General features: G+C 43.2%; 13 protein-coding genes. 8 read left to right on the top strand and 5 right to left on the bottom strand.

Annotated elements, in window-relative coordinates; all coding sequences use genetic code 11:
- Positions 1 to 107: 107 nt before the first annotated feature.
- Together typA and mscL are read left to right on the top strand one after the other, a co-directional pair.
- The gene (gene typA, locus NI465_RS03320; RefSeq protein WP_004281716.1) at positions 108 to 1,946 is read left to right on the top strand and encodes a translational GTPase TypA; all 1,839 of its coding nucleotides are present in this window, start codon (positions 108 to 110) and stop codon (positions 1,944 to 1,946) included.
- 177 nt (positions 1,947 to 2,123) lie between these two features.
- Entirely contained in the window at positions 2,124 to 2,564 is a 441-nt protein-coding gene (gene mscL / locus NI465_RS03315; protein ID WP_004281717.1) for a large conductance mechanosensitive channel protein MscL, read from the top strand.
- Between the two features lie 84 nt (positions 2,565 to 2,648).
- Here the strand turns inward: mscL and NI465_RS03310 are convergent, their stop codons facing one another.
- Entirely contained in the window at positions 2,649 to 2,933 is a 285-nt protein-coding gene (locus NI465_RS03310) for a peptidylprolyl isomerase (RefSeq protein WP_004281718.1), read from the bottom strand.
- The gene (gene mutM / locus NI465_RS03305) at positions 2,930 to 3,790 is read right to left on the bottom strand and encodes a bifunctional DNA-formamidopyrimidine glycosylase/DNA-(apurinic or apyrimidinic site) lyase (protein WP_253144305.1); all 861 of its coding nucleotides are present in this window, start codon (positions 3,788 to 3,790) and stop codon (positions 2,930 to 2,932) included. Before mutM ends, NI465_RS03310 begins: the two co-directional genes overlap by 4 nt.
- A gap of 399 nt (positions 3,791 to 4,189) precedes the next feature.
- Here mutM and NI465_RS03300 point away from each other — a divergent pair, with 399 nt between their 5' ends.
- The 3 genes from NI465_RS03300 to NI465_RS03290 all read left to right on the top strand — a co-directional run bounded on the left by NI465_RS03300 (position 4,190) and on the right by NI465_RS03290 (position 7,647).
- The gene (locus NI465_RS03300) at positions 4,190 to 5,458 is read left to right on the top strand and encodes a carbohydrate porin (RefSeq protein WP_253144302.1); all 1,269 of its coding nucleotides are present in this window, start codon (positions 4,190 to 4,192) and stop codon (positions 5,456 to 5,458) included.
- A 92-nt stretch (positions 5,459 to 5,550) separates the two neighbouring features.
- On the top strand, positions 5,551 to 6,660 hold the full coding sequence (locus NI465_RS03295; RefSeq protein WP_253144300.1) for an NADH:flavin oxidoreductase/NADH oxidase: 1,110 nt from the start codon (positions 5,551 to 5,553) through the stop codon (positions 6,658 to 6,660).
- A 60-nt stretch (positions 6,661 to 6,720) separates the two neighbouring features.
- On the top strand, positions 6,721 to 7,647 hold the full coding sequence (locus NI465_RS03290) for an AEC family transporter (RefSeq protein WP_253144298.1): 927 nt from the start codon (positions 6,721 to 6,723) through the stop codon (positions 7,645 to 7,647).
- Positions 7,648 to 7,730: 83 nt separating this feature from the next.
- Here NI465_RS03290 and NI465_RS03285 read toward each other — a convergent pair whose 3' ends face one another.
- Positions 7,731 to 8,528: a tetratricopeptide repeat protein gene (locus NI465_RS03285; protein WP_195725637.1), complete on the bottom strand. Its 798-nt coding sequence runs from the start codon at positions 8,526 to 8,528 to the stop codon at positions 7,731 to 7,733.
- 262 nt (positions 8,529 to 8,790) lie between these two features.
- Between NI465_RS03285 and NI465_RS03280 the strand changes: the two genes are divergently transcribed.
- Positions 8,791 to 9,036 (top strand): hypothetical protein, encoded by a 246-nt coding sequence (locus tag NI465_RS03280; RefSeq protein WP_004645929.1) that lies wholly within the window; start codon positions 8,791 to 8,793, stop codon positions 9,034 to 9,036.
- Between the two features lie 51 nt (positions 9,037 to 9,087).
- On the opposite strand, the gene ygfZ is transcribed toward NI465_RS03280, so the two are convergent.
- Positions 9,088 to 9,813 (bottom strand): CAF17-like 4Fe-4S cluster assembly/insertion protein YgfZ, encoded by a 726-nt coding sequence (gene ygfZ, locus NI465_RS03275; RefSeq protein WP_004645928.1) that lies wholly within the window; start codon positions 9,811 to 9,813, stop codon positions 9,088 to 9,090.
- A 114-nt stretch (positions 9,814 to 9,927) separates the two neighbouring features.
- Entirely contained in the window at positions 9,928 to 12,060 is a 2,133-nt protein-coding gene (locus NI465_RS03270) for a multicopper oxidase family protein (RefSeq protein WP_253144296.1), read from the bottom strand.
- 513 nt (positions 12,061 to 12,573) lie between these two features.
- On the opposite strand from NI465_RS03270, the gene acnD reads away from it, so the two are divergent.
- On the top strand, positions 12,574 to 15,192 hold the full coding sequence (gene acnD, locus NI465_RS03265; protein WP_253144294.1) for a Fe/S-dependent 2-methylisocitrate dehydratase AcnD: 2,619 nt from the start codon (positions 12,574 to 12,576) through the stop codon (positions 15,190 to 15,192).
- A gap of 434 nt (positions 15,193 to 15,626) precedes the next feature.
- Positions 15,627 to 15,770: a zinc ribbon-containing protein gene (locus NI465_RS03260; protein ID WP_004645925.1), complete on the top strand. Its 144-nt coding sequence runs from the start codon at positions 15,627 to 15,629 to the stop codon at positions 15,768 to 15,770.
- Positions 15,771 to 15,872 lie beyond the last annotated feature (102 nt).

Raw genomic sequence — 15,872 nt, 5'->3', positions numbered from 1 at the left:
AAGCCCCAACTGGGCAAAAAAAGTTGAGGAGTGTGGTTACAGTGACTATAAAAGTTTTGTATTTTTCTGTATAATTTGCCCTCAAATTACATACGCATTGAATTTACATGTCAGATATTAAAACTCTCCGTAACATCGCCATTATTGCGCACGTCGATCATGGTAAAACCACTCTTGTAGACAAACTTTTGCAACAATCAGGTGCTCTCGGTGATCGCGCGGGTGAGATCGAGCGTGTCATGGATTCTGGCGCTATTGAAAGCGAACGTGGCATTACCATTCTTGCAAAAAACACTGCAATCAAATGGTTAGATGAACGTACCAATACTGAATACCGCATTAACATCGTGGACACCCCGGGACACGCCGACTTCGGTGGTGAAGTTGAACGTGTAATGTCGATGGTTGACTGCGTACTTCTTCTTGTAGACTCACAAGAAGGCCCGATGCCACAAACTCGTTTCGTAACGCAAAAAGCGTTCGCACGTGGTTTGAAACCAATCGTGATTATTAACAAAGTCGACAAGCCAAGCGCGCGTCCAGACTGGGTAATTGACCAAGTATTCGATCTGTTCGATAACTTAGGTGCTTCTGACGAGCAGTTAGACTTCCCAGTTGTTTATGCTTCAGGCCTTCGTGGTGTTGCTGGTCCTTCTCCAGAAGAACTTGCTGAAGATATGACTCCGTTGTTCCAAACAATCGTAGACATCGTTGAACCACCAGCGGTTGACGTTGATGGCCCATTCCAAATGCAAGTATCTTCACTTGACTATAACAGCTTCGTAGGCGTTATCGGTATTGGTCGTATCCAGCGCGGTTCAGTGAAATTAAACACACAAGTAACTGTAATCGATAAAGATGGCAAAACACGTAACGGCCGTATCTTAAAAATCATGGGTTATCATGGTCTAGATCGCGTTGACGTTGAAGAAGCTTCTGCAGGCGATATCGTTTGTGTAACGGGTATCGATGCACTCAACATTTCTGACACCATCTGTGATCCGAAAAATGTTGAAGCTTTACCTCCATTGTCTGTAGATGAACCTACAGTATCGATGACATTCCAGGTAAACAACTCACCGTTTGCTGGTAAAGAAGGTAAGTTCGTAACTTCACGTAATATCCGTGAACGTCTAGACCGCGAATTGATTCACAACGTAGCATTACGTGTTGAAGATACTGACAGCCCAGACCGTTTCAAAGTATCTGGTCGTGGTGAACTTCACCTTTCAGTTCTTATTGAAAACATGCGTCGTGAAGGCTTCGAAATGGGCGTATCTCGTCCACAAGTAATCATCAAAGAAATTGATGGTGAAAAACAAGAGCCATACGAAAACGTTACTTTTGACGTTGAAGAACAGCACCAAGGCGCTGTAATGGAACAAATGGGTCACCGTAAAGGTGAAATGACCAATATGGAAGTTGACGGTAAAGGCCGTATCCGTATTGAAGCAACTGTTCCTTCACGCGGTCTGATTGGTTTCCGTTCTGAATTCCTGACCATGACTTCTGGTACAGGGATCATGACGTCTAGCTTCTCGCACTACGGTCCAATGAAGCAAGGTACTGTTGCAAAACGTCAAAACGGTGTGTTGATTTCAATGGTTCAAGGTACTTGCCTGGGCTATGCACTGTTCACACTTCAAGACCGTGGTCGTCTATTTGCGAAACCACAGTTAGAAGTTTATGAAGGTATGATCATCGGTATTAACTCTCGTTCAGACGATATGACAGTTAACCCGACTAAAGCAAAACAGTTAACGAACGTACGTGCTTCAGGTACTGACGATGCGTTGACTCTTGTTCCTGCGATTGAATATACACTTGAGCAAGCGCTTGAGTTTATTGAAGATGATGAACTAGTAGAAGTAACACCTAAGTCAATCCGTATCCGTAAGCGTTTCTTGACTGAAAATGAACGTAAACGTAACCGTTCAGGTAAATAATCTCTAGATTATTTCGGGTTTTCAAAAACCGTAATCTTTTCGAAGATTACGGTTTTTTTATATTTAAGCGATGCTCACATTGCTATTTACTAAAACGCATTAAACTAAGTCAAAATTAAAAGTATTTAGTCAGGTATAATTTGACCCAAAACTTGAAAATAAAATATGGGAGCAGTTATGAGTATTATTCAAGAATTTAAAGAGTTTGCGATCAAAGGCAACATGATGGATCTGGCAATTGGTGTCATCATCGGTGGCGCTTTTAGCAAGATCATCGATTCATTGGTGAAAGACATTATTATGCCTTTAATTACCGTGATCACCGGTGGTGGCGTCGATTTTACGCAAAAATTCTTTATCTTAGGAAGAAACCCAGACAATTTACAATCTTTGGATGCCTTGACTAAGGCGGGTGTGAATGTACTGACTTACGGTAACTTTTTAACGATTTTAATTAATTTCTTAATTTTGGCCTGGGTCGTATTTTTATTGGTGAAATTCATGAACCGTTTACGTAAACAAGAAGGCCCAGTCGAGGAAACTCCGACTACCCCAGCCGATATTGAATTGCTGCGTGAAATTCGTGATGAATTGAAAAAGCGTCCACCTCAAGTCTAATTTTTCTAATCCCCCTAAATCCCCCTTTTATAAAGGGGGAACTCCTCCCTTTGACAAAGGGAGGTAAGGAGGGATTTATAAATATTAAAAATCCATCCGAAACTTGATTTCGACCAAATGAAAACCAAACTGGCTTTTGACCGGACCATGTAATACACGTTCAGCGGCAGTAAATACCAATTTATCAATCACTGGAACCAGCTGGCCTTTCTTCACTTCACCTAGCTCACCGCCACGTTTGGCAGAATTACAGGTTGAATATTGTTTGGCGATTTTATTGAAGTCGGCGCCACTTAAAATCTTCTTTTTAAGCTGTTCAGCAGTTTCTTTATCTTTAACCAGAATATGACGCACAATGGCTGTTTTCATGACTTTTTCCCTCGTACAGTTGCCACTTTTTTGACAGGGAGCTGGATCTTTTTCAAAGGTTGGCATTCAGGACAAAAAACAGAAGCCCGTTGTCCCAATTTGATATTTTCAAGCGTGGTCTCGCAGTTCACGCACATCTCACCGGCACGGCCATAAGCCAACAGGGTTTGCTGAAAATAGCCATTTTCGCCCATGGCATTGGTGTAGTCTCTTAAGGTTGAACCACCCAGATCAATTGCCTGTTTCAAGATACGCTTGATTTCCAGTACTAGCTTTTCAATCTGCACCAAGCTTAAAGTCGAGGCCGGTTGTGCCGGATGAATCCCCAGATTAAACAGACTTTCGGTCGCATAAATATTGCCTACGCCCACCACCACATGGTTATCCATAATTGCAACTTTGGTGCCAACATTTTTATTCTTCAATTTTTCAAATAAATACTCGGCATTAAAGTTCTCGCTTAAGGGTTCTGGCCCCAGCGTGTCAATCAATTTGCTTTGTGATTGTGCATCCAGCCAAAGAATGCAGCCAAAACGGCGAGGATCATGATAACGCAGTTCGATATCATCAAACTGAATGATCAGATGATCATGTTTACGTAATTCTTCATTGCTCTCGCATAGATGGAAACTCCCCGACATGCCTAAATGCCAGAGCATGGTGTCGTGTTCGAACTCCGCCAGAATATATTTAGAACGGCGAGTGAGCTTCAGTAATTTTTGCCCCACCAGCTTTTCTATATTCTCCGGAATAGGCCAGCGCAAACTTGACTGACGTACTTCAACACGTTTTACGCGTTGCTCTAATAAAGGCAATAAACTGGTTTTGGTGGTTTCAACTTCTGGTAATTCAGGCATAACACATCAGTGGCGAGGGAGATGCAGCTAATATTGGGTGAATTGGCTGGGATTGCAAGCGTTAATCTGGGTGAAATCGCTGGAAAATGACTGGGTATTTCATATTTATTTAAGCTGGAATTGTTTAAAGAATAAACTGGGTTTCTATGTTTTTATAGCGAATTTTCTTAGAAGTAAATCGAATGGAAATTATCAATACATTATAAGCTGATGAAAATTATATAAATAATTTAAGATTTTTTAAATAAAAATTATATTTTTATGTTTAAGACATAACTAAAAGTTTAATGAGTAATAAAAAAAATGCTGGGAATTTGTATGAAAAGTTATGTAAATTCATGCACCTAATAGCAATTTAAAAACCTTGCTTGTTTTTCTCTCCGAATGTTTAGGTTTTACATGAAATATTTAGGTCTAGCTCTATTGCCTTTAATGGCTGCCATGACAACCGCTCAGGCGGAATCTGCATTTGATCCACAAGGTCAGTATTTACTGGGGGACTGGAATGGTCAACGTACAGAACTGGCCCAACAGGGAATTAAATTTGAAGCCAATTTGTTAACCGATACCGCCTATCTTGCTGATGGTGGTCGTAATGAGGGCGCAGATCCATTAACTTCTGCCCAATTATGGCTGGGTACTCAACTGGATATGGAAAAGCTGGCGGGATGGAATGGTGTCACTGTACGTGCCTTGATGAGTGCACGCCAGGGTCAAAGTACCTCTGTTCGTGACTTGCAGGATCCTAGGACGCCGCAACTGGCCAATGTACAAGGTACTTTTGGGCGTGGTAATCAGGATAGCCGTCTGAGCGAGCTGTCTATTGAAAAGAATTATAAAGACCAAGGACTCAGTATTAAGGCGGGTCGTCTTGGTCTGGGTATGGACTTTAATGTCATGGCTTGTGATTTTGCCAGTACGGCATTTTGTGCTGCACAGATGGGTAAATGGCAGGGCAATATCTGGATGAATACGCCTGTAGCACAATGGGGTGCGCGCGTGAAGCAGCAACTCAATCCTGAACTTGCCGTACAAGTCGGTGTGTATGAGTTTAATCCGGATAATGGTAATGGCGCTAAAGAAGGTCAAGGCTGGAGTCTGGATACCGACCATGCAGATGGCGTGACAATTCCAGCAGAAGTAATCTGGACACCGAAATCATTAGTGAATGGCCTGCCAGGCAGCTACCGGGTTGGCGGGATGTACAATACGGCCGATGATGTTGCCAACCAAAAGGATATTGCCAATCCTACTGATGCCAAAAACCGTACCTTTGCCGGCTGGTTAGCTGTAGAGCAACAGTTAACGTCTACAGGTCAGGGCCGTCAGGGTTTGCATTCATTTGCCAACTTTACCTGGCATGACCGCGATACCAATAAAGTGGATAATTCACAACAAATCGGTGTGAAATATATCGGTCTTGCGGACAGCCAGCCGAATGATATTTTAGGTTTAGCAGTAAACCGTGTGCATGTGAATAATCGCTTTGCTGATTCACGGCCAGCTTTCAATACTGATGCAGAATACAATATTGAACTGAACTATAGCTATAACGCAACAAAGTGGCTGATGCTGCGTCCAAACCTGCAATATGTCATTAATCCAGGTTCAAGCAACAATGTGGATGATGCACTGGTACTCGGTTTGACTACACGAATCATCTTCTAAAGTTTGATCGTTCACGTTATAACTAAACAGGCTCTTAAGAGCCTGTTTTTATTTTTAGAGTGAAACTGGGCAATAAAAAGAGGAAATACAGCGTGGCATTACTATTTCAACCTATTCAATTTGGATCACTGCAACTTCAAAATAAAATCGTAATTGCGCCGATGTGTCAGTACTCTGCAACAGAGCAGGGGGAAATTACCTATTGGCACGAGCAGCAATGGGCCAACTATGCCTTATCGGGTGCAGGTTTATGTATTGTCGAAGCGACTGCGGTACAGCCAGAAGGCCGGATCAGTTATGCCGATCTGGGTTTATGGAATGACGAACAGGCAAAGCAGATCAAGACTTTACTAGAAAAAGTCAAATCCATCTCCCCGATGCCTTTTGCTATTCAGCTCGCACATGCCGGACGTAAAGCCTCAACAGATAAACCATGGGCAGGTAAAGGTCAATTTAAGCCGGATGAAGCATATGGCTGGCAAACTGTTTCTGCGAGTGATATTCCTTTTCAGACCGATGAACATCCACCTAAAGCCTTAAGCCAGTCGGAAATTGAACAGGTCATTGCTGACTTTGCAGAAAGTGCTAAACGTGCAGTTGAGGCCGGTTTTGACCTGATTGAGCTGCATGCAGCGCATGGTTATTTACTGCATCAGTTCATGTCTCCACTTTCAAATAAACGTGATGATCAGTATGGCGGTTCACTGGAAAACCGGATTCGCCTGACTCTGGAAGTATTACAAGCCATGAAAGCGGCGGTTCCAGAAGGTTATCCGATTGGAGTACGTATTTCGGCCAGCGACTGGATGGATCAGCCAGACAGCTGGACCATTGATTCCTCAGTTGAATTGTCCAAAGCACTAGAAGCTGCGGGTGCTGCCTATATTCATATTTCCAGTGCAGGTTTACATGCCAAACAGAACATTGATGTGAAACCGAATTATCAGGTGCCTTTTGCAGATGCGATCAAGAAAGTCGTGAATATTCCCGTGATTGCCGTGGGATTGATTACTGAAGCTAAGCAGGCAGAAGATATTTTACAAAAGGGCCAAGCCGACGCTATCGCACTGGCTCGTGCCATTCTTTATGATCCACATTGGCCTTGGCATGCAGCGGCAGCACTTGATGAAAAAATCAAGATTTCACCGCAATATCTGCGCTGCGCACCGCATGGTTTGAATCACCTGTTTGAGCCTTTTTAACACTGCTTTAGTCTCAGAAATTCTTATAATGGAATATCACTGACAAGAGGATACTGCATTATGATTTTTGCGGTCATTGTGCCCATATTTTTATTGTTGGCAGTGGGTTATCTGACTGTAAAGAGTCAAGTGTTAAGCAAAGAGCAGGTGGGGACGGTCGGTGCTTTTGTGATTAAAGTAGCCTTGCCCTTGCTGTTCTTTCAGTCTCTTGCCTCCAAGGACCTGCATGAAATCTGGTATTTTGAATACTTTGCAGTATATAGCAGCGTGACCTTAGTGCTCTATGGTAGCGGCTTCTGGATCATGCGCCGTCATTTTAAAAATACGCATTCGCAAAGTGCAGTGCTGTCGCTGGGCGCTGCAATGTCGAATACCGGGCTGATTGGTACGGCTGTGCTCAGCTTATTGATTGGGCAACAGGCGATGACCTATACCTCTCTGGTGGTGATCATCGAAAGCATGTTGCTGATTCCGCTGGTGCTGGTCATGGCTGCGCTGGGCACACAACATCAGGCAAATCTCGGCGCCATTCTGAAAAGTGTACTGCTGACTTTGCTAAAGAATCCCTTATTTATGGGGGTAATACTCGGCATGGCTTGTGCAGTTTTCCAGATTAAAATTCCAGTCTATCTTGATCAGGTCTTTGCCTTGATTGGTCAGACAGCGTCACCATTGGCCCTGTTTGCTATTGGCGGCGGGATCGTGGGAATGAGCCTGAAATATGTCAATCTGCAAAGTTTCTATCTGGTATTTTCCAACAATATCATGATGCCGTTATTGATGTATCTGGGGCTGAGCCAGTTGACGGACTTAAATGAGGAAATGGTCCGTGTCGGTACGCTAATTGCAGCTTTGCCGATGCCAACGATTTTTGGCATGTTGGGACAGGCGTATGGTCTGAATGATCGAACTTTAACACCATTGTTGATGAGTACCATTGCCGGTTTTATCGTGACCAGTGGCTTAATTGCCTTGTGGTGGGGGTAATCTTTTAGCAGATGGAAGCTCTGCCATTAAACAAAGCCCCAAATTGCATGGGGCTTTTTATATTTTAATTTTGTGGAATTAACTTAACTCTTTTTCGCAGGTGCTTTTTTCTGCTCAGCCAGCATTTTGTCTACCGCTGCCAAAGACTCTTTGGCCTGTGGAACATTTTGCTGCGCCAGTGCGGCAAAGATTTTCTTCGCTTCTGGCAGGTTTTGCGGAACAATACTGCCATTGGCAAACATATTACCTACTGCCATCAGCGCCGGAATATAACCTTTTTTTGCCAGTTCCTGAATGCTGCTTAGGCCTTGCTGAATCGGTTTTTCATCTTTGTTTTTGAAACCGCTGCTGATGTCATATAAGGCTTTGGCATGAATGGCCTGCATATTGCCTTTGCTGATCAGCGGTTGCAGCTTTTGCAGTCCGGCTTTATTTGACGCTGCTGTATTTTCAGAAAACAGCAGTATGGCCAGATCAATGCTGGCATCATCAAATTTGGCTGCCGAAGCGCGTTCCAGATGCTGTTTGGCTTTGGTCAAATCCTGTTTGAGTCCGAGTGTGCCGGCTGCATAATTTTTACCCAATACATAATTGGCCACCGGATAACCTTTGCTGGCTGCCTGTTCGTAGAGCTGAATGGCTTTTTTCTCGTCTTTGGTTGTACCTTGGCCGGTTTGGGTCAAATAGCCTAAGTTATATAAAGCCTGGGCGTTTCCTTGACTGGCCAATTGATTCAAAGCGTCATAGGCACCTTTAAAGTTATTGGCTTTGACCATGGCCTCAACTTTTTGGAATTGGGGATCGACTTGATCTTTTACGGTATTTGCCAGAGCGAATTGTGCAGAAAGGGCAAGAACTGTAGCGAGTACTAATTTTTTCATGGTTCCTATAACCTTATTATTGCTGGCACCTTATTCCTTGGTGCGGTTTTAATCATTTTCACTTACATCATAAAAGGATTTTGTGCTTTGTAAATATACAATTTGTCACTAAATACAAATCATCAAAGCACAATACACCGTTTAAATCGATGCATGATTTGGACAGGTTTTGCTCAATCTTGCAGATATCAAAAGGATTACTTTGCTTAAGACGACTTCTCTGGTTAAATCTCGGTTTGAATCAGACTCCCAGGATTTCACCATGTTTGTCAAAACCATTAAACGTCACTATGACAGAATCAATGCTGATGAATCGATTGCCGATGAAGACAAGATTGATGCGCTGCTGATGAAACTTGGTGCAGAGTTTTTGATGAGTCAGGAAGACCGAGTATATGTCTTTCAAAAAGGTGAACTCACGGCAAAGTTTGATGCCAAACATGCGCGGGCCTATCATTTTAAAGATTATGTGGTAAAAGACATGAACAAGCTGTTTCATGGCTTCTAAAATAAAAAAGCCAAGAATTTTATCTTGGCTTTTTTATGAGTTATGCAGTGATTATTGCGGACGCGCTACATCACCGCTCAAAGCTTCAGGAAGCTCCAGAACTTCGAGACCTAGCTCGGTCAATGCTTCAGGTTTTGCCACGACTAGCGCTTTATAACCATTCTCAATCGCGATGCTATTGACGATTTCAACATCATTATTCAGTTTGGTCGCAACATCAGGTGCGGCACCTGTGCCTTGAACCAGATGTAACCAGTGTTTTGGCTTGGCTTTAAACCATAAACGTGCAATGACTTCCTGACCCAGATAGCAACCCTTGTCATAGTGAATGCCTTCGCGTTGATGCAAACGTAATTCCTGTGGTTGAAACAGGGTTGCAGTGGCAGCCTGAATCCAGGCTTGACCTGATTCAATGGCTTGCTGTTCCCACATCGTCACATCGGTTTCAGTCGCCACAAAGTCAGTATGAATGCCATTGATGACTGGATAAACTGGACCGACCAATTCCAGTTTCATTTTTGAAAAGGCACCAAATTTTTTAATATGATTGGTCAGTTCCGTAGCCTGATCTTCAGTGCTGACGATTTCAAAACTTTCCGGACTGATTTTTTTAAGCCATAAGCCAAATTGGATGCGTCCTTTCAGACTGCAGATTGCAGTATAGCGGGTCTGGTTTTCCGCCAAAGTTTCAGTATTCAAAGTCACCTGACCTTGAAGGAATTTTTGTGCATCTACACCATTCAGACTAAACAATGTAAAAGCAGGAGACGCTGCCATAATAAGCCCCGGTTTGAATACTATAAATCAATGCAGTTATTGTGCAGCAAGCATCAAATAGAGGCAAACAAAAAAGCCAACAATCGAAATCATTGGCTTTTAGCGAGCAGATCTTTAGTGGTGATGGCTAGCCGGTAATGGCGAATCACAAGGGAATTTGCCTCCACAGACCCGTACGGTTTCCATCATGCCCTGATCTTCATGGTCGAGGATATGGCAGTGCTGTACGAAGTCACCTTCAAATTTCTTGTAATGGCTGCGCACAATATAGGTATAGTTTTGTTTTACAAAAAGCGTGTCCTTAAACTGTCCTTTCATGCCACGGTATTGCACATCATCCAGAACTGGATTCACCGGATCTTCTGGGGCTACTGCCTCACTGACATCCTTACCTTGAGGATTCAAAATTTTAACAATCTGGAACGGGTTAACATGAATATGGAACGGATGACCACCAAAACCAGCGCTGGTCAGTTCCCATTCATCAGTCTGTCCAACTTGTAACTGACGGACATATTCGCCATCCACTGAACCATCTCCATCAAAGAAATCTCCAAAACTCAGTGTATCTCCATCTTTTTTATGTCGGAAGCCAAATTTGAATACGCCAGTTCTAGGGTCGGGGCCGAGCGAAAAAGCACTATATTGTTTTGCTCGGGCAGCAACTACTTTATCAATTTCGGGTGTCATCAATGATGGATGATCACTAAACGCAGAAAGATTAAGCTGAGATAACTGGGTCTGGATGTCTTTGCTTAAACCAATTTTTTGTGCCCGATCTTTCAGGAACTGGGCAGCAGTCTGAGGCTTGGTCTTGGCTGCTTTTACATTGACCCATCCCAGCAGTTGGGCATTGAAGCGATGATTTGGAGCAATTTGAGGACCTACATTCGGTAATGGCGCGTTAATTTCATCATCGATATTCAATTTGGTGTCAAAAATGCAGTATCTATTGGTGGTCGGAAAGGCAACCATTGCATCATGACGATAACCAGGATGGAACACGGACAGGGTTCTGGTCTGTACATGATTCATGGTTAAGCCATCTTGCGCGATGGTATGCACATTCAGGCTATTCAGCTTCTCAAATTCAGCTTTCTTGTCTGCCTCCTGATAGGCTGAACAGGCTTTAATAGTTTGTTCTGCGCTAAACTTACTGGAATTGGGAATTTCCTTAATGATTAGACCAATGGTATCGCGTACACCACCATGAATCATGCGCCAGCGGTTAAACTGATTCTGTTCTGCTTTGATCTCACCTAAAATTTTACCATTGATAGAGGTGTAGTAATTCTGGTTAGTCCAGAAGCCACCAATAGACAGGTCATTATAATTTTCCAGCATGCCTATACCTACACCTTCACAGTTATTGGGAACAGCGAATTTGACATTAGGATCGGGATTGCTACAGCGATATTGGATTTGCTGGAACAACAGGATGTTTTCGTTTGGGTAACTGTTTTTTTCTTTCCATAGAATATCCATATCTCCAGTTGAGGTGACTTTGCCATTTTTGACTTTTGGTGCTCTTGAGCCTTCAACAATCAATGGGCCTGCCATGCCATTCGACACCTGAAGAGCAGTTGAACCGTGCAGATGGGCGTGATACCAGTAAGTCCCTGCGGGATGGTTCGGTTCCATTTTGAACTGATAATCAAATTTTTCCTGAGGTTTGAATTTCAGGAAAACATTATCGCTATTGCCTTGAGGACTGACCCAGAAGCCATGGGTATGCAGGTTGGTGGTATTAAAGCAGTGTGGTTCATTTACATTCTCAACATGAGTTGGACAAGTTGTTTCTGACTCGGGTGGAAGCTGGTTATTCAGGTTAAGTGCCAAGGTTTCACCCTGTTTGACCCGAATCTGTGGCCCGACCAATTGATCCTCAACATATTCACCAGTTTTTTTCTTATCAAATAAACTGGGTTTGGTTAAATAGCCTCTCAGCAGTACCTGATCCCATAAGCCATTTCTGGGGTTATAGAGCTTGCTAGTTTTATAGGCCACGATCAGCTCATATTTGCCCTTGGCACTTTTCGGTAACAGAGGTGGGTTGCTAATCAAGCTGTCTGATGTGGTCGGAACGGGATGTGAGGGTTTGGGTGGAGGTGTTGGGTGTGAGGGATGAGAGGGTTGGGACGGGATAGAAGGATTTGATGGTGGTGATGGATTTTTTGTTCCATCCCAACCGCGAGCTAAGAGCGTCAAAATGGCGGCTATAGCTCCGAATATTGCAATTTTCAACATTTCAGTTCTGCCTGTTATGGTTATTGTTTTAATGTGAGGATTGTGGAGAATGTGACATACGTCACACTGAGCTTCTGATAGTTTTGGAAAATCTGTTATCCCAAATTAGGGGATTGAAATTTTGCTAAATGCGGCGGCAGGACAGGCCTATGAAAACCAGTGAGACTATATTTTTTATCTTTAAAAAAATGCACATAAAATTAATTATTTATTATTGATATTAGTGGGTTAGGGTAATAATCAAATAAAAAGATAGAGAAATATTTTGCAACATAAGACTAAAGAATAAGGCGAATTATTCAGATTTTTTTAGCAAAAGACCGCTTTAAAGCAAAAATTCTAAAGTCTATGTAACAAATTTTTGCGAAAATACCGATTTTTATAATTAAGTATTTGAAAAATATAAAATTTGGGAAATGCTATTTGTGCAGCGTACAATGCTGCTATTACAAAAGTAACTCATCGATATCTATTGATGAATAAAAATAGAGATAAACGAGGGCAGGCAAGCTTATGAACAACAACTACCGTAAACCGCTGCAATCCACCCAGCTGGAATATTATGACGTGCGACAGGCCGTAGAAGATATTCAGCCAGGCGCATATGCCAAACTTCCTTATACTTCCAAAGTCTTGGCAGAGCAGTTGGTGCGTCGTTGTGATCCTGCCATTCTGGAACAGTCTTTACGCCAGCTGATTGAGCGTAAACAGGAACATGATTTTCCCTGGTATCCGGCACGTGTAGTGTGTCATGACATCTTGGGACAAACGGCACTGGTTGACCTTGCTGGTTTACGTGATGCGATTGCCGATCAGGGCGGTGATCCATCGAAAGTCAATCCGGTAGTTCCAACCCAGCTGATTGTCGACCATTCACTGGCGGTTGAGTTTGGTGGTTTTGATCCAGATGCCTTTGAGAAAAACCGTGCTATTGAAGACCGTCGTAACGAAGACCGTTTCCATTTTATTGAATGGACTAAAACCGCGTTTGAAAATGTTGATGTGATTCCTGCGGGCAATGGCATCATGCACCAGATCAATCTGGAGAAAATGTCTCCGGTGATTCAAAACCGTGATGGTCTGGCATTCCCGGACACCTGTGTTGGTACAGATTCGCATACGCCACATACCGATGCATTGGGCGTGATCTCGATTGGTGTGGGTGGCTTGGAAGCTGAAAACGTGATGCTGGGCCGAGCATCTTGGATGCGTCTGCCAGATATTATTGGTGTGGAATTGGTGGGTCAGCGCAAGCCGGGCATTACTGCAACCGATATCGTATTAGCATTGACTGAATTCCTGCGTAAAGAGCGTGTGGTTGGCGCTTACTTAGAATTCTTTGGTGAAGGTGCTGACAGCATGTCAGTGGGTGATCGCGCCACGATTTCCAACATGACCCCGGAATATGGCGCTACCGCTGCGATGTTCTATATCGACCAGAATACGATTGATTATCTGACTTTGACCGGTCGTGAGCCTGAGCAAGTCAAACTGGTGGAAACCTATGCCAAAGAAATTGGTCTTTGGGCATCGGATATGACTCAAGCGGAATATCCACGTGTGCTGCGTTTCGATTTATCGACTGTGACACGTAATATCGCTGGCCCATCAAATCCGCATGCACGCGTATCAACTGCTGACCTGAAAGAAAAAGGCATTGCCGGTAATTTAGAAGCAGCTCGCGCGCAAGAAGCAGAAGGCTTAATGCCAGATGGCGCGGTGATTATCGCGGCGATTACCTCTTGTACCAATACCTCTAACCCACGTAATACGGTGGCGGCAGGTTTGCTAGCACGTAAGGCCAATGAATTGGGCTTGGTGCGTAAACCTTGGGTGAAATCTTCTTTTGCACCGGGTTCTAAAGCGGCTGCTTTGTATTTGGAAGAAGCAGGCGTACTTAAAGATTTAGAAAAACTGGGCTTTGGTATCGTGGCCTATGCATGCACGACCTGTAACGGCATGTCGGGCGCATTAGATCCAAAGATTCAGCAGGAAATCATCGACCGTGACCTGTATGCAACAGCGGTGCTTTCGGGCAACCGTAACTTCGATGGACGTATTCATCCTTATGCGAAACAGGCATTCTTGGCTTCACCGCCTTTAGTGGTGGCGTATGCGATTGCCGGTACGATTCGTTTTGATATCGAAAAAGATGCTTTAGGAAACGATAAAGACGGCAATCCGATTTATCTAAAAGATATCTGGCCATCGGATGAAGAAATTGATGCGCTGGTAAAAGTTGCTGTAAAACCAGAACAATTCAAAAAAATCTACATTCCAATGTTCGACTTGGGTGTGAATGAAAAGGCAACAAGTCCGCTGTATGACTGGCGTCCGCAAAGTACCTATATCCGTCGTCCGCCGTATTGGGAAGGGGCTTTGGCTGCACCGCGTACCTTGTCAAATATGCGTCCGCTTGCGATCTTGGGCGATAACATCACCACCGATCATTTGTCACCATCGAATGCTATTGTTTTAGACAGTGCTTCAGGTGAATACCTGAAAAAAATGGGTGTGCCTGAGGAAGATTTCAACTCCTATGCAACGCATCGCGGTGATCACCTGACCACGCAACGTGCGACTTTTGCTAACCCGAAACTGTTTAATGAAATGGTGGTGCGTTCTGACGGCACCATCAAACAGGGTTCGAAAGCACGTGTGGAACCTGAAGGCGAAGTGATGCGGATGTGGGAAGCGATTGAGATCTACATGAACCGTAAACAACCGTTGATTATTATTGCCGGTAAGGATTATGGTCAGGGTTCTAGCCGTGACTGGGCTGCTAAAGGTGTGCGTCTGGCAGGTGTAGAAGCAATTGTAGCGGAAGGTTTTGAGCGTATTCACCGTACCAATTTGGTCGGTATGGGTGTCTTGCCGCTTGAGTTTAAGCCGGGTACAGACCGTAAGACTTTGGGTCTTGATGGTACTGAGCTGTATAGCGTGATTGGTAATATCGCGCCACGTTCGACTTTAACTTTGGTAATTGAGCGTGCAACCGATGATGGTAAGAATCAGATTATTGAAGTGCCAGTCACGTGTCGTCTGGATACGGAAGAAGAAGTACATGTGTATGAAGCGGGTGGGGTATTACAGCGCTTTGCACAGGATTTTTTGGAAGGGAATGTGGCTTAATAATTTAAGCTGTAATAATTGATTTTGTTGTAAAAAGACCCTACTGTGAAGTGGGGTTTTTATTTAGAGCATTAATGTCTTTATCAAGAAAATACAAACAGGTACTTTTCTTTTTATACTTAAGCAATTGAGCTTCCTCAATGATTAAAGACGTCTATAACTTTAAGGGAATATAAAATTTCATATGGCTATGGTGATAATTTTGTATTAACGCACTGCGCTATACTTGGCCTTATGCATCACTTATCTCAATGTTATTAAACTACTTAACTTGAAAAAAATAATAAATTATCACTTAATTAATGAGTTACTAAATAATAATTAGAAATACTACTTTGCCCAAACGACACTATCATTTACAAAAATGGACAATAGACATTCATTACCAGAGGGTTATACTAGTCAGACCATTTCTAAAACCATGGAGAACAAAGATGGTTACTGCTGGCGAAAAACCCGGAACAGGCTTCTATTTTTGTGTTCAATGCGGACACCGCACCTACTTAGAAATTGGTACTGATCGTTTACCACCGTGTACCAAATGCCAAGGCAATCAATTTAACAATAAGAATGCCTAAGCAAAACAACTCAAACAGTTACCCTCTGTTTTGAATGAAAGCCCTATTACTCGATAGGGCTTTTTGCTATCTAAACTTCGCTATTTATGATTTAGATTTGAT

Source organism: Acinetobacter lwoffii (assembly GCF_024129855.1).
GTDB lineage: Bacteria > Pseudomonadota > Gammaproteobacteria > Pseudomonadales > Moraxellaceae > Acinetobacter > Acinetobacter lwoffii_L.
The sequence above is the reverse complement of the archived record's forward strand: the minus strand, read 5'-3'. Positions and strand labels throughout refer to the sequence as shown.